The organism is Aeromonas sp. R10-2 (assembly GCF_040908445.1).
Lineage (GTDB): Bacteria > Pseudomonadota > Gammaproteobacteria > Enterobacterales > Aeromonadaceae > Aeromonas > Aeromonas veronii.
On record NZ_JBFODS010000034.1, the window covers coordinates 13,513 to 28,362 of the forward strand.

At 61.9% G+C, this 14,850-nt stretch carries 7 protein-coding genes and 1 pseudogene; 3 read left to right on the forward strand and 5 right to left on the reverse strand.

The window, feature by feature from the left end; translation table 11 throughout:
• Positions 1-9: 9 nt before the first annotated feature.
• From AB5Y97_RS07950 to AB5Y97_RS07960, 3 genes are all read right to left on the reverse strand, one after another.
• Complete coding sequence (locus AB5Y97_RS07950) at positions 10-4,893, reverse strand: alpha-2-macroglobulin (RefSeq protein WP_368157498.1); 4,884 nt, start codon at positions 4,891-4,893, stop codon at positions 10-12.
• A gap of 165 nt (positions 4,894-5,058) precedes the next feature.
• Positions 5,059-5,718, reverse strand: coding sequence for a DedA family protein (locus tag AB5Y97_RS07955; RefSeq protein ID WP_257696061.1), 660 nt, complete (start codon positions 5,716-5,718; stop codon positions 5,059-5,061).
• 215 nt (positions 5,719-5,933) lie between these two features.
• The gene (locus tag AB5Y97_RS07960) at positions 5,934-7,622 is read right to left on the reverse strand and encodes an FAD-dependent oxidoreductase (RefSeq protein ID WP_368157500.1); all 1,689 of its coding nucleotides are present in this window, start codon (positions 7,620-7,622) and stop codon (positions 5,934-5,936) included.
• Between the two features lie 135 nt (positions 7,623-7,757).
• Here AB5Y97_RS07960 and AB5Y97_RS07965 point away from each other — a divergent pair, with 135 nt between their 5' ends.
• From AB5Y97_RS07965 to AB5Y97_RS07975, 3 genes are all read left to right on the forward strand, one after another.
• On the forward strand, positions 7,758-10,694 hold the full coding sequence (locus tag AB5Y97_RS07965; RefSeq protein WP_368157502.1) for an EAL domain-containing protein: 2,937 nt from the start codon (positions 7,758-7,760) through the stop codon (positions 10,692-10,694).
• 65 nt (positions 10,695-10,759) lie between these two features.
• Complete coding sequence (pflA, locus tag AB5Y97_RS07970; RefSeq protein ID WP_082040765.1) at positions 10,760-11,557, forward strand: pyruvate formate lyase 1-activating protein; 798 nt, start codon at positions 10,760-10,762, stop codon at positions 11,555-11,557.
• Positions 11,558-11,645: 88 nt separating this feature from the next.
• Entirely contained in the window at positions 11,646-12,287 is a 642-nt protein-coding gene (locus AB5Y97_RS07975) for an energy-coupling factor ABC transporter permease (RefSeq protein ID WP_042061887.1), read from the forward strand.
• 61 nt (positions 12,288-12,348) lie between these two features.
• Here the strand turns inward: AB5Y97_RS07975 and AB5Y97_RS07980 are convergent.
• Positions 12,349-13,420, reverse strand: a pseudogene (locus AB5Y97_RS07980) (IS4 family transposase).
• 131 nt (positions 13,421-13,551) lie between these two features.
• On the reverse strand, positions 13,552-14,844 hold the full coding sequence (locus AB5Y97_RS07985; protein WP_042061875.1) for an NAD(P)/FAD-dependent oxidoreductase: 1,293 nt from the start codon (positions 14,842-14,844) through the stop codon (positions 13,552-13,554).
• Between the last annotated feature and the right edge of the window lie 6 nt (positions 14,845-14,850).

Here is a 14,850-nt window from a genome sequence, read left to right on the forward strand (position 1 = left end):
AAGCGCCAGCTACTCAGAGATAGTTACCTCATGGATATCCTCTCCCACAGCCCGCAGCTCGGGGCGGTACATATCCTCCACCTGGGTCGGCGGCACCTGATAGCGACCCGGCGTCACCGCCCGCATCAGGTAGACCAGCTGCTGGTTGCTCCCCTCGCTCAGATCCAGCGCTGCCGTGTAGCGGTCATCGCGAAACTCCTGATGCTTGAGATAGTCGTTCCACTCGCTCTGCCACGCCGGTTTCCCCTCAATGGAGAGCTCTTCCAGCTTGATGCTGTTGCCAAGGGCCGGGTTCTCCAGCTCGAAGCCAGCGGGCACCATCTCCACCAGCAGGGCATCGGGCACTGCCGATTCACTGCTGACATTGAGCCGCACCACCACCAGATCGCCGACCTTCACCTTGGCGGGATCAAACGGCTGACCGTCGCTGTTGAACCAGCTGCGGGTCACGCTCATTCCCTTGCTGACCCGTGCCGGTGCCTGTTCGGGGTAGCCGACCAGAGTGCGCTGCACATAGAGGGATCCCTTGCCCTCGTTGGTAACCGCACTGGCCGCCAGCGCCTCGGGGGCACCCAGCTGCAACGGGGCCGAACCGCTCAGGGATCCACTGCCAAGAGAGGAGGTCACCCTGGCTTGCCAGTCGACGGCCGGATCGACACGGGCGAGTCGCAGCAGGGCGAGCCGCTCCTGAGTGCTGAGCCACTGACGGTGGGCCAGAGTATCGGCCACCTTGGCACTGAGGGCTGGCCAGCGCTCCGCAGCCAGCTTGTGCTGGCGCAGCAAGGAGAGCTCGAGGGCTTCATCGCGCAGCGGTGAGCCGTAATCCCCGAGATAGTCGTCACCACGCTCGGTCGCCAATGCCCGGCTGAGGGCCTTGGCGGCGTTCTGCTCATCCCCCATGGCCGAGAGGGCCAGCGAGAGGTGGAGCAGCGGCAAACCTGAGCGGGCGTGATCGGCCTGCTGCTCCCAGATAAGACGCAGGGTAGCGAGCGGTGCCTTGCCCACCCGGGCCAGCACATAGGCACTGTAGGCCTGATAGGCCAGCCGGCTGTGCTCGGGGGATCTGCTCCAGCGCTCGCCGTACTGGCTGTCGGTGAGATAGCTTTGCAGCCGGTTCAGCGCCTGATTGAGCATGGCCTCCGGCACTGCGTCGCCCGCCTCCTTGCGCGCCAGCAGGTAGTCGGCGGCATAGGCGGTGAGCCACTGCTCCTCGTCGGAACGACCATCCCAGAGGCCAAAGCCGCCGCTTGGCAGTTGCAACCGCTGCAGCCGTTGCAGCAGGGCACGCTGCACATCCGCCTCACTCGCCGCTTTCTTGTCCTCTGCGGGTTTGCTCCAGGCGGCCCGCTCATCGGCCGTGGTCAGCAAGTAAGGCCAGGCACGGGACAAGGTCTGCTCCAGACAGGCGTAGGGGTAGTCGGCCAGCGCCTGCCACTGGGCTGCCGGATCCCAGGGCGGAGTGCCGGAGAGGCTGAGCAGCCCCCGCAGGTTGGCGCGATCCAGCCCGACCAGCTCGCTCGGCGCAAAGCTCATCTGCTGACCGGGAGCCAGCATCTGGTAGCGCTGGCGAGTCTCGGCCGGCCAGGGGGAGCGCAGCGGCAGAGTCCAGTCGCGACTGATGGCAAAACCCTTGCCGCTGGCCGCCAACTGCAGGCTTGCCACGCCGCTCGTCCCGGTCACGGTGAGCGGCAGGGTCAGCCACTGCTCTTCGCCATTTTTAAGGGAAAGGGTGCCGGGCAGCTCGCCGTTTGCCTTGAGCCCACCGTTGAGGGTCCAGGCAAGGGAGAGGGTCTGATCCTCGCCGCTCATGTTGCGCAGCTGCACCAGCGCCCGGGTCTCATCGCCTCTGGCGCCAAAGCGCGGCCAGCCAATTTCCGCCACCAAGGGCGCCACTACCTTGACGGCGCGCTCGGCCTCACCGACCTGTTGTTCGTTCCAGGCCAGCGCCATCAGTGCCAGCTCGCCGTTGAAGTTGGGTAGATCGAGCGGGATCACCGCCTTGCCGCTCTCATCAAAACTCACCTCGCCACTCCAGAGCGCGGCGATCTCGACCCGGCTCTCCAGCGCGCCGCCTTTTTTCAGCGGTGCCCGATCGCCCCCGTAGTTGAGGCGGGCCAGCTTGCCATCTTGCGGCGGGATCACCTGGCCATAGTTGTCGAACAAATCTTGGGCGAAGCGCTTGCGACCAAAGAAGATTTCGAACGGGTCGAGGGGTTGATAATCGCTGATATTGAGCACGCCCCGATCCACCGCCGCCAGTACCACACGGCCTTGGCTATTGGGGGTGGAGGTGGCGGTCACTTCAAGCCGGGTAAGCGGCACCGCTTTATCAGGCGCGCTCAGGGTGAGCGGCAGACGGCGCGCTTCCCGATCCAGGGTGAGCGGCACCAGCCCGACCGAACGCAGACTCTGCCCCTGCTGCTTGCCGACCGGCTTGGAGACGCTGTCTGGTGCGGCGATCTGGGCCGAAATGTGCAGATCATGACGCTGCCACTCGGGGCTGACCGGGATCTCGAACTCACCGCGGGCATCCTTGGCATCGCCACCGGCCCCCTTGAGCTCGATACGCTGCCACCAGCGCAGGCCGTCACCATCTTCCACCATCAGCAACCCCTTGCCGGGGCGCGGGGCCACCAACGTCACTTTGGCCTTATCGCCCGCCTGATAGGCGCGCTTGTCGAGGGTAATGGCAATCTTGTCGGGCCGTGCCTGCTCGCCACCGCCGCCCCAGGCGTAGCTGCCGATCTCTACCCGCAGGCTGGATTGATGGCCCTGACTGTTCTCCACTTCCAATCGATACCAACCCGCCGCCAGTTGCAGCGTGAGCGGGGTCGGCCCCTTGCCATCCAACTGCAGGGTCTGCTCCTGTTCCAGATAGGGCTGGCTGTTGAACTCGTACTTCCACCCCTCGCCATCGGCGTAGTGCCAGTAGTAGTCGCGGTACTCGTTGATGAGGCGCACCTTCACCGCCCCCGCCACCGGCTGACCTTGCTCATCGAGGTTGAGGATCTGGAAGGGGAGCGGCTTGCCCCCCTCTACCCGATCAGCCACGAAGTCGGCCTTGAGTGCCGGCCACTGGCTGCCCGCGGGCCAGCCATACTGGGTGCGGCTGCGATTGACGGCGCGGCCACCGGGCTCGGAAAGCGACACCCGATAGGCCACCTCCAGCGGCCCGAAGGCGCGCACCCCATCGAGCTCATCAGCAAGCGTAAAAGTCCCCTGCCCCTGCGCATCCAGGGTGAGACTCCGCGGCTCAAGATCCTTGGCCTGCTCGGCGAGCAGCACGTCACCCAGCGTGAACTCCTGCCACTGGGTAAAGGGCATGGTGGCGCGGCTTAACTTCACCTCCGCCTTGGCCTTGGTGGCACTGGCTGGTGCGCCGTAGAGATAGTCCCCTTGCAGCGGCAAAGTGAGGGCGGCGTCCAGACTCGTCACTTCCCCATCCGGCCCCTTGCCAAGCTGCAGTTTCAGCCGCTCCGGCAGAAACTCCTCCACCAGAAAAGGCCACTCGAAGCGGCTACCGGCGGCAGTCTTGAGGTTGATGGTCCAGCGCCCGAGCGGCGCATCATCCGGCAGATGCAGGCCGTAGTGGGCCGCGCCCAAATTGTCCGGCAGCAGGCGCTTTTGTTCGAGCAGCTGACCGTCCGGCTGCTTCACCTCCAGATCCACCGCCATGCCCGGCAGCAGCTGGCCATCCTGCCCCTTGAGCAGGATCTCGCTGTCGAGCCGCTCGCCGGGGCGATAGAGATCGCGCCCGCTAAAGAGATACAACTGCTGGGCCTGCCAGGGCTGGGTGCCGAGATCGAAGGTGGAGAGATCGAGCGCCGCCCCGTCGAGGCGCAGCACCGCCAGATGGTTGCCCTGCTCAGCCAGCAGCAGGCGAGCCCCCTGCACCTGATCGAAGCGGCGATGGCCTTGGGGGTCGGTGGTTTGCACCTGCAACCGGTTGCCCTTCTCATCGAGCAGGGAGAGCTGCACATCCTTGAGCGGGTCGGCGCTGGCCAGGGAGCTCACGAACACCTCCAGCTGATCGCGGTAACGGCGGGCACTGAGCCCCATGTCGCTCACCGCAAAATAGGTGGTCTCCTTGCGCCAGTCGTAGTTGCCAAGGGGGGACATCACCGCAAAGTAGACGCCAGCCTCCGCCAGCTGCGGCTCCTTCACATTGATGAGGCGGGTCTCGCGCCGGTTGGCATCGAGCTCCAGCGCATAGCGGCCACTGAATACCCGCTTGGCCCGCTTGGTGATCTGCTCAAGCTCCCAGTTCCCCATGCCGGCACCGGGGCGATATTCCGCCAGAAAACGGGGCAGATATTCCGAATCGACCCGAAAGAAGTCGATATTGACCTCGTCCACGTTGACAGCGCTGATGGGCAGGCGCAGCTCGTCGCGCAGCGGCAACACCATGCCGCTCGCAGTAAACGAAGCCCCCGCCTCCAGCGGGCGGGTCTTGAGAGTCCAGCTCTGGGGGGATGGGCCCAGCCCCGCCTTGAGGCTCACTTCATAGCTTTTATCGGGCTGAACGTTCGGGAAATAGAGGGTGCGACCATCGTCGGCCAGGATCCACTCCCCCTGCACCTGCTTGCCCCCTTCACTGACCCCAAGCCAGCTCTGCCAATTGGCCTTGGGCGACAGGGGGCCAGAGAAGACCAGCGCCAGTGCTGGCGCATCGCGATACTGGCGGGCATTGGCCTGCACTACAGAAGTTGGTGCCCCGGCCTCCTGCTGCGCAGTGGATTCTGTGGTCGATATTTGGCTGGCGGGCTTGTCAGGGCCGCAACCAGACAGCAAACCGACCACTCCGCAAAGCAGCAGGGCCAAGCAGCGACGGCGCAGAGCGCCGGTTCCGGCGGTAGAGCGGTGAGAAGCAGAGGGAGAGTCGAAGAGGCGCATAGGTTCCATCCCGAGTTGGAGCGCTGCAAACGCAGCGTGGCTGGAAACAGGATAAGGCATCCTGCTCACCCGACACAAAGCTCATTACCCGAATGGGCACAATTCCGCGCCCCTGCAGCACGAGAATCCCCTTGCCCACTGATCCAGTGCGGCAAGGGTTGTCATCTAGTCGTGGCTGGTCTCGTTTTTTGCTCCGCCTTTGAACCAGCGAAACAGGATGGCCATGACGGCCGCCAGAAACAGCACCAGCGAGGTAATCAGCAGGGCACGGGTCAACAGTTCGCTGTGGTGGAGGAAGAAGGGAGTGTTCATCGCCAGCTTGCCCACCAAACTGAGGCAAAGCGCCCACATAAAGGCACTGGCAAAGCTGGCCACGCACATGCGCAGCACGCTCAGGCGGCCAATCCCCATCAGCATGGGGGTCAGTACCCGCACGAACGGGATAAAACGGGAGGAGAACATCGCCAGAAAACCGTACTTTTTCAGCAGCCGGGTCGCCTTGGGCAGGCTGTCGGGAGGCAACATCCGTTCGATATGATCCATAAAGCGGGTGCGCTGCAGGGCCCGTCCCTGCAAGTAGGCGAGCACGGAACCTATGCCAGCAGCCAACGGCAGATAGACAAGAGTTACTTCGGGGCCAAACACCCCCATGCCCACCAACCCGCCGGCCAGCAGTACCAGGCTGTCCCCCGGCAGGGGCAGGAAAACGAATGCGGACTCCAGCAGCAATACCAGCATCAGGCAACTGATCAGCAGGGGTACCGCCTGCATCTGAACCAGGGCGTCAAAATCCTGATGCCAAATGGCCATCAGCATATCCAGCATGTCACTCTCCCTACTACACGGTTCATCATGAACGAGGCAGGGGTTATAGCACCCATCCCCTGAACAAAACGTTAATTTTGTCCGGCACAGGAAATAAAGTGTGTCGGAATATTGCAGCAACGAGGGGAATGCAAGAAGGGCGAAAAGCAGAAACAAAAAGCCCCTCATCTTGCACGCACAAGGGAGAGGGGCAAACAGGCACAGAAATAAAACGGTTACTCGGCGGTGGCCATCTGCCAGGTTTTGAAGCCGCCGGAGAGATTCTTCACTTTAAAGCCGTGCTGGCTCAGCAGGCGGCAGGCGACATGGCCGCGCAGCCCGACCTGACAGCTGATCAGCAGCTCTTTCTCTTTGGGCAACTCATGGAGGCGGCCACGCAACTCGTCGAGGGGGATATGCAGCGCCCCCGGAATACGGCCCAGCTTGTCGAGCTCCGGGCCGTTGCGCACATCCACCACCAGCTGATGGGGGTTACGAGCCTGCACCTCGGCCACGTGGCAGAGCAGGGTGTCCCCTTTCAGATGGTTGCTTGCCACAAAGCCCGCCATGTTGATCACATCCTTGGCTGAGCCGAACGGCGGCGCATAGGTGAGCTCCAGATCCTGCAGGTCAAACACGGTGAGACCGGCGCGCTGGGCCACCGCCAACACATCGATGCGCTTGTCGATGCCATCCTTGCCCACTGCCTGGGCGCCGTAAATCTTGCCATCGGGGGCAAACAGCAGCTTGAGGCTGACCGGATGGGCGCCCGGGTAGTAACCGACATGGCTGCCCGGGTGGACATAAGCCTTCTCGAACGGCAATCCCAGCTGCACCAGTCGCTTCTCGTTGAGACCGGTGCTGGCCACTGCCAGATCGAACAGCTTGCAGATGGCGGTGCCTTGGGTCTTCTTGTAGGTTTCGCTTCGGCCCAGCATATTGTCGGCGGCGATGCGCCCCTGCCGGTTGGCGGGCCCCGCCAGCGGGATCAGCACAGATTCGCCGGTGACGAAGTCAATCTCTTCCACCGCATCCCCCACCGCGTAGATGAAGGGATCCGAGGTACGCATCCCGGCATCCACCTTGATGCCGCCGCGTGGGCCCAGCTCCAGCCCCGCCTTGGCGGCGAGCAGGGTTTCCGGCTTGACGCCGATGGCGAGGATCAGCAGGCCGGTGTCGAGGTGAGAGCCGTCATTGAGGGTCAGGCGCAGGCCACCACTTTTGGCGGTCGGCACGGCGGAGGTCTTCTCGGCAGGCAGATCCAGACTCTCGATGGCAGTGAGGCCGGTGCGCAGGCGCAGGTCGATCCCCTCTTCCCGGATGCGGGCATGGAGCATGTTGGCCATCTCCTTGTCCACCGGAGCCATCACCTGATCGGCCAGCTCCAGCAAGGTGACATCCAGCTTGCGCTGGTGCAGTGCCTCCATCATCTCCAGCCCGATAAAGCCGCCGCCCACCACGGTAACGTGGCGCGGCTGATCGTGGAGCAGGGCCGCCAGAATGCGATCCATGTCCGGGATGTTGCGCAGGGTATAGACATGGGGGCTGTCGATACCGGGGAAGGGAGGACGGATCGGCGCAGCCCCCGGGCTCAGCAGCAGCACATCGTAATGCTCGCGCTGCTCTTCACCGGTTTGCAGGTTGCGCACCAGCAAGGTCTTGCCCGCTTTGTCGATCTCAATCACATCGTGGAAGACCCGCACATCGACGTTGAAACGGCGCTTGAAACTCTGGGGAGTCTGCAGCAGCAAGGCATCCCGGTCGGGGATATCGCCCCCGATGTGATAGGGCAGACCGCAGTTGGCGAAGCTGACAAACTCGCCCCGCTCGAACATCACGATCTCTGCCTCTTCACTCAAACGACGAGCACGAGCCGCCGCCGATGCGCCCCCCGCGACACCACCGATAATCAGGATCCGTTTCATCTGCAAGACTCCTCATACATGATAATGGGTAATAAATTAGACTTTTCTAATTTAGAATTCAATGAAATTTTGTTTCACACCATTTTGCAGTATTCTTGCAACCCCGACGGTTGCTTAACAGGATGTTGTTTGTTCATGTCGTCTACCGCACTCAGTCATCTTCCTCCTGCCCTCCAGACGCCGCTCTTTTTCCGTCTGGATCTGCGCAGTCAACGGCTGGTCGCCCTGACCGACGTGATGCAAACCCCGCTCTACTGGCTCGATGAGCCGCGCGCCCCCTGGCCTGCCCAGCTGCCCGATGCCCTGCGCCTGCCCATCGAGCAACTGCTGGCCAACGGTCATGGCGGCAAGATCACCGTGCGCTTTGCCAACCAGTTGTGGCATATCGCCCTCGCCCACGAGCAGGATGGCTTCTGGCTCATCTGTCTGCAGGCCCTTCGCCAGGAGCCCATCGCCGATCTGGCATTGCAACTGCCGCGCCTCAGCCAGATGGCGAGCCAGCAACAGTATGCTCTCCTGCTCGAGGCCCTTAAAGAGAGTCTGGGGGCCGATCGGCTCATCCTCTGGCACTATCAGGCCAACGGCGATCTCGGCAGCGAGCAGCTCACCCCCGTGTTCACTCTGGGGGTCGAGGCGCTCTACCCCATTCGCGGTGACAGCCGTTATATCCGCGCCCTGCGCACCCGCAAATCCTTGAGCTTCTCGGAGGCGGCCCACCAGCCAATGCTGAGCAATCACCTCTATCTGAGCAGTGCCGGTGTGCGCTCACGTCTCGATGGCGCCCTGCTGGAGCAGGACAAACTGTTCGGGGTACTGAGTCTGGAGTATCTCGATCCTACCCCGCTCAGCGAGGAGATGCTGCAGCTGGTACGCAGCAGTGCCCAGCTGCTCGGTCACTGGCAGCCGCAACCGGAAGAGCGCCGCGCCGAGCTGGCCCTCCCGCCCGAGCTGCACCAGCAGACCGGCATCGATTACTGCAAGACCCTGGTGAGCTGGGCCATGAGCGCCAGCGGCGCCCGGGTGGGCTGGATCGGCGAGTTCCAGCCCCGCGGTCAGGATCTCTGGATCATCCCCCGCTGCGTCATCAACGAGGAGGGCTTCTCCACCCTCAAGTCCATCCAGCTCGACCCCGGCCCCGCTCAGGAGCTGTTCCAGCATGGTCAGGCGCTCTATGTGGAAGATCTGCCCGTGCGCTATCCCAAGGCGACCCGGCTGCTGGCCCTCAATGCCAGCACCTACATCGGCATTCCGCTCCATGGCCAGAGCGGCGCCCCCATTGGCCAGATCACCCTGCTGCTCGATACCCCCCTTGAAGAGCCCGAGCCCCTGCTGGATCTGTTGAGCAGCCAGCACGAGCGAGCGGCCATCGAGCTCAAGCGCCTCGCCGCCGACGACGCCCTGCGGCTGGCCGAAGTGGCCTTCAATACCCACGATGGGCTGATCGTGATGGATCACAGCGGCATCATCCTCAAGGTCAACCACTCCTTCAGCCGGATCACCGGATTTGGCGAGGTGGAGGTGATCGGTCACTCCATTCGCAAGCTGCGCCCCACCTACTACGGGGATCATCTCAAGGAAGATGTCAGCCGCACCGTCAACGAGCAGGAGTTCTGGCTCGGGGAAGAGCGCTGCCTGCACAAGGATGGTCACCTCTTTCCGGTGCGCTTGATGGTGAACGGGGTCAAGGATGAGCGGGGGGAGCTCAGCCACTTTATCTGCAGCTTCTACGACATCACCCAGGAAAAAGAGGCGGCCAAACACATCGAGCAGCTCGCCTACTACGACGATCTCTGCGGCCTGCACAACCGGCGCAGTCTAAACCATATTTTGCAGCAGACCCTGAGCGCCTCCAACGGCCAGTGGGGCGCCCTGCTACTGGTGGATCTCGACAACTTCAAGTCGATCAACGACTCCCTCGGTCACGCCTGCGGCGATCTGCTGCTGCAGGCCGTGGTGCAGCGTTTTAGGGAGCTGCCCCAGGACAATCTGGTGCAGGCGCGCATCTCGGGGGATGAGTTTGCCCTGCTCTTTACCCAGCTTGGACAAGGGGAAGTCACCGCCAAAATTCTGGCGGAGCACTTCGCCCGCGAGCTGATGGGGCTGTTTCGCACCCCGTTCGACATCGGTGATCACAAGCTGCACTGCAGCGCCTCGGTGGGGATCAGCCTCTTCTCCGGCAACGAGACCGATCATCTGGTCCTGATGCAACAGGCCGACACCGCGACTCACATGGCCAAGCGGGCCGGTCAGGGCCACTACGTCTTCTTCACCGAGGCGATGGCCCGGCACGAGAAAAATCGGCTGACCCTCACCAATGAGCTGCGCGATGCCTTGCGTCATCACGAGCTGCAACTGCACTATCAGCCGCAATACCGGGTCGATAATGGCTCGCTGTCGGGTATCGAGGCGCTGCTGCGCTGGCAGCGCAGCGACGGCACCATGGTGCCGCCCGGGGATTTTATCCCCATCGCCGAAGAGACCAGCCTCATTCTGGAAATCGGCTACTGGGTGATGAAGACCGCCTGCGCCCAGTACAGCTTCTGGCTCAACCGTGGCCTGCAGATCCCCCATCTGTCGGTCAACGTCAGCGCCCGCCAGTTCCACACCCAGGGCTTCGTGCAACAGGTGGAGTACATATTGCGCGATACCGGTGTGCCCCCCTCCCGCCTGCTGCTGGAGGTGACCGAATCGGTAGTATTGGAGAATCGGCAGGAGAGTATCGCCAGAATGCGCCAGCTCAAGGAGCTGGGCATCCTCATCTCCATCGATGATTTCGGCACCGGCTACTCGTCGCTGGCCTATCTGCGGGATCTGCCCGCCGATGAGGTGAAGCTTGACAGAAGCTTCATTCAGACCCTGGTGCACAGCGAACAGGACAGAGCCATCGTCAAGGCGATACTCGATCTGGCCCAGGTCTTCCGCTTTACCGTCACCGCCGAAGGGGTGGAAGAGGAGGCGCAGCTGGCCATCCTCAAAGCGTTGGGATGCCAGCATTATCAAGGGTTTCTCACCAGTCGGCCGCTCACCGTCAAGGCGCTGGAGCAGTTGCTTGGCAGCCGGGCGGCGGACTAAAGGTGTAGGATCAATAGGGGTTTATGTAATAAAATCACGGCCTGCTCGAATCGTTGGAGTTGTTTATGTCTGTCATTAATCGGATCCCTGCCGTTGAAATCAGCCAGCCAGCCGGATCTCACGGCACCATTGGCCGGATCCATTCCGTCGAAACCTGCGGCACTGTCGATGGTCCGGGGATACGCTTTATCGTATTCATGCAAGGCTGCCTGATGCGCTGCAAGTACTGCCACAACCGTGATACCTGGGATACCGAGGGTGGTCGCGAAGTGACCGTACCGGAGTTGATGAGTGACATCACCAGCTATCGCCACTTCATGAATGCCTCCGGCGGTGGCGTGACAGCGTCCGGCGGTGAAGCCATGCTGCAACCGGCTTTCATTACCGAACTCTTTACCGCCTGCAAAGAGAAAGGGATCCACACCTGTCTCGACACCAACGGCTTCGTCCGTCATCTCGACGAACAGGTGGACAAGCTGCTCGAACAGACCGATCTGGTACTGCTCGATATCAAACAGATCAATGACGAGAAACACATTCCGCTGACCCACGTCAGCAACAGATACACCCTGGAGTTTGCCCGCTATCTGGCAGCCAAAGGCAAGACCATGTGGATCCGCTACGTGGTGGTACCGACCTGGAGCGACGACGACGAGAGCGCCGAAGGGCTGGGCCAGTTTATCGCCGAGCTGGGCGATAGCGTGGAGAAGGTGGAGCTGCTCCCCTACCATGAGCTCGGCAAACACAAGTGGGACGTGCTGGGAGACCCGTACGAGCTGAGCGGGATCAAGCCCCCCAGCAAGGAGACCATGGAACGGGTCAAGGGCATCCTCGGCAAGTACCACAACAACGTCAAATATTGATGGTAAAAGCAGGCTGATTCGTCAGCCTGCTCTGCTATGGGGCGGTCGGGAAGGCCGCCCGGACTCTACTGCATAAATGGACGACAAGATGAGTGAAGGACAACTCGCCGCCCTCCTGATCTGGCTGCTACTGCTGGCCTTCAGCCTGCGCCGCTCCCTGTGGCAGACCCTCCATGACAACCCCCTCTATCAGCACCTGCTGCTGGGCAGTGCCATCGCGCTGGTGCCGCTCTGGTATCTAAGGGCCGGTCTGCATGAGGGGCTGGAGGTCCATTTTCTCGGGCTCACCTCCCTCACCCTGCTGCTGGGCTGGCGGCTGGCGCTGCTAGCCCCCTGTCTGACCCTGCTGGTGCTCGGTTACTTCGGCGTCACCAATCTGGCCGATTTTGGCTGGCAGGCACTGGTTGGTATCGCCCTGCCGGTGGCCATCAGCTGGCTGCTGTTTCTGGCCAGCTGGGCCTGGCTGCCGCGCCATCTCTTTGTCTATATCTTCGTGGCCGCCTTTCTCGGCGGCGCCATCACCATCTCGGTCAAGGTGGCCGCCAGTGCGTTGCTGATGGGGCTAAGTCACAGCTACCCCTGGCACACCATCACGGCGGATTATCTCTCCATCTGGCCACTGCTGCTGTTCCCCGAAGCTCTGCTCAACGGCATGGCGATGACGGTGCTGGCCATCTACCGCCCTCACTGGGTCAATACCTTCTTCGACCGCACCTATCTGGGCAAGTAGCTCTCTCTTTCCTGATCTGCGCCCATAAAAAAGGAGAGGCCATCGCCTTAATGCCAGTCAGTTAAGCCTGACTGGCATTGTTTTTATTGGCTTTTTGCACCGCATACTTTTGCGGTCTTACCTTCACACTGCGGGGGTAACTCCGCTCCCTTCGCTCCGGCAAGACAAACTGCCCCGCCTGCTTATCCAGCTCCGCCACCCGCTTCGGGATACTCCCCGGTGACAGGTACGGCATGCAGCTCAGTTCATGGATGAGGTACACCGATGCCATGTGAAAACTCAGCTGGCTCGCCGTGTATCCCTTCAGACTCGCCGCCATCTTTACCATCTGGCTGCGCAGCAGGTTATACGCCAGCAGCACGCCCCACAGCTCTTGCCGTATCCCCGCCGCTTTCTTGCTGCGCAGGGTCAGCCGGTGTTGTTGCAGGCTGTGCTTCATCTCCCGATAGCCCAACTCGATTTCCCAGCGGTGGCTGTAAAGCTCAACGATGTCGGCACCCGGGAAGCGCATCGGGTCGACCATTGAGGTCAATACTTGGCGCTCCTTGCCATTGATGTGGCGGGTCAGCAGGCGGGCTTCCACTGTGTCCGGCAGGTGCGGCCACTTCTTCCTCGCCTGTGGGCTGGTTTTCAGCAAGACCAGTGCATCCTGGCGTCCCAGTTTGCGCACCACCTCGTATTGGGTGCCCTTTTTGAGCGGCAGCAACCAGTGCCGCTCAACGCCCGCAGCCTGCCATGCGTGGAGCAGGCCGAGGGAGTAGAACCCCTTGTCGAACAGTGTGAGCGAGTGGTCCGGTGTGCGCGCGATGAGTTGCTCGGCCAGTACCATCTCGTTGACGGCGCAGCTCTCCATGACGGCTTGCGTGAGTAGGTGGCTGGTCAGCTCCATCTGACAGAGCATGCGCACCTGCGGATAAGCGGTCTCCCCATGCTGGGTGCCAGGTTTGGCAAAGGCAGCGACATTGTCCGGGGTATCGGGTGTGCGCCACATCACGCCATCGACGGCGCAGGGTAGCGACGCCCTCTTCGCCGAGCAGAGTGGTGATGAGCTCGTTGGGAATGAGGTCGGAGAGTGACTCAAACTGAGCGGCATTGCTAGCGTGGAGGAAGTCGAGAGCCTGGTCGATACGCATAAAAAATCCGAAACCAATCAACAGGTTTCGGATTTTCACACATCAGAAGGATCGGTCAATGGATCCTTAACTGATCGGCATTAAGGCCATCGCCTCTCCTTTTGGTATTCCGAATTGTGCCAAATCCCGGCTTAGTGCAGCTTCAGGGTCGGGCGCAGTACCCGGTTGATGCGACCCACCAGCATGATGAGGCCGGTCTTGACGTAGCCATGCAGGGCGATCTGGTGCATCCGATAGAGGGAGATGTAAACCAGACGGGCAATGTAGCCCTCCACCATCATGGAGCCGCGCATCAGGTTACCCATCAGACTGCCCACGGTGGAGAAGCGGCTGAGGGAGACCAGCGAACCGTGGTCGTGGTAGAGGTAGGGCTTCATCTCACCGCCGTTCATCTTGGCCAGAATGTTCTTGAACGCCTGGCTGGCCATCTGGTGGGCAGACTGGGCGCGCGGCGGCACAAACTTGCCATCCGGCTGCGGACAGGCGGCGCAGTCACCGATAACGAAGATGTTCTCATCACGGGTAGTCTGCAGGGTCTCTTTCACCACCAGCTGGTTGATGCGGTTGGTCTCAAGGCCCGCGATATCCTTCATGAAGTCAGGTGCCTTGATACCGGCCGCCCACACCATCAGGTCAGCTTCAATCAGCTCGCCATCCTTGGTGTGCAGACCTTCGGCCGTCGCTTCGGTGATCATGGTGGCGGTACGCACGTCCACCCCCAGCTTGACCAGCTCCTGATGGGCAGCGCCGCTGATGCGCTCCGGCAGAGCTGGCAGGATGCGCGGGCCCGCTTCCACCAGAGTCACCTTCAGGCTGTCGGTGGTGAGGTTCTTGAAGCCGTAGGCGTAGAGCTGCTCGACCGCGTTGTAGAGCTCGGCAGAGAGCTCGACGCCGGTGGCGCCGCCGCCGACGATGGCAATCTTCACCTTGTCGCCCGGCTTATATTCGGTGGCGAACTGCAGGAAGCGGTTCATCATGCTGTTGTGGAAACGGTGCGCCTGGGAGGGGCTATCGAGGAAGATGCAGTGATCCTTGATGCCCTTGGTGTTGAAGTCGTTGGAGACAGAACCGATAGCCATCACCAGGACGTCATAAGGCACGGCGCGCTCGTTGACCACGATGTCGCCATTGTCGTCATGGATCGGGGCCAGCACGATGCGCTTCTCGTCACGCTGGATGTCGGTCAGGGTGCCGAGCTGGAAGTCGAAACCGTGGTTCTTGGCATGGGACTGGTAGCTCAGGGCATCGATGCCCGCATCCATGGAGCCGGTGGCCACTTCGTGCAGCAGCGGCTTCCACAGGTGGGTGCGGTTACGGTCAACCAAGGTGATCTTGGCCTTGTTCTTTTTGCCAAGCTTGCGACCCAGACTGGTGGCCAGCTCCAGGCCACCGGCGCCGCCGCCTACAACGACAATATTCATCATGATGAT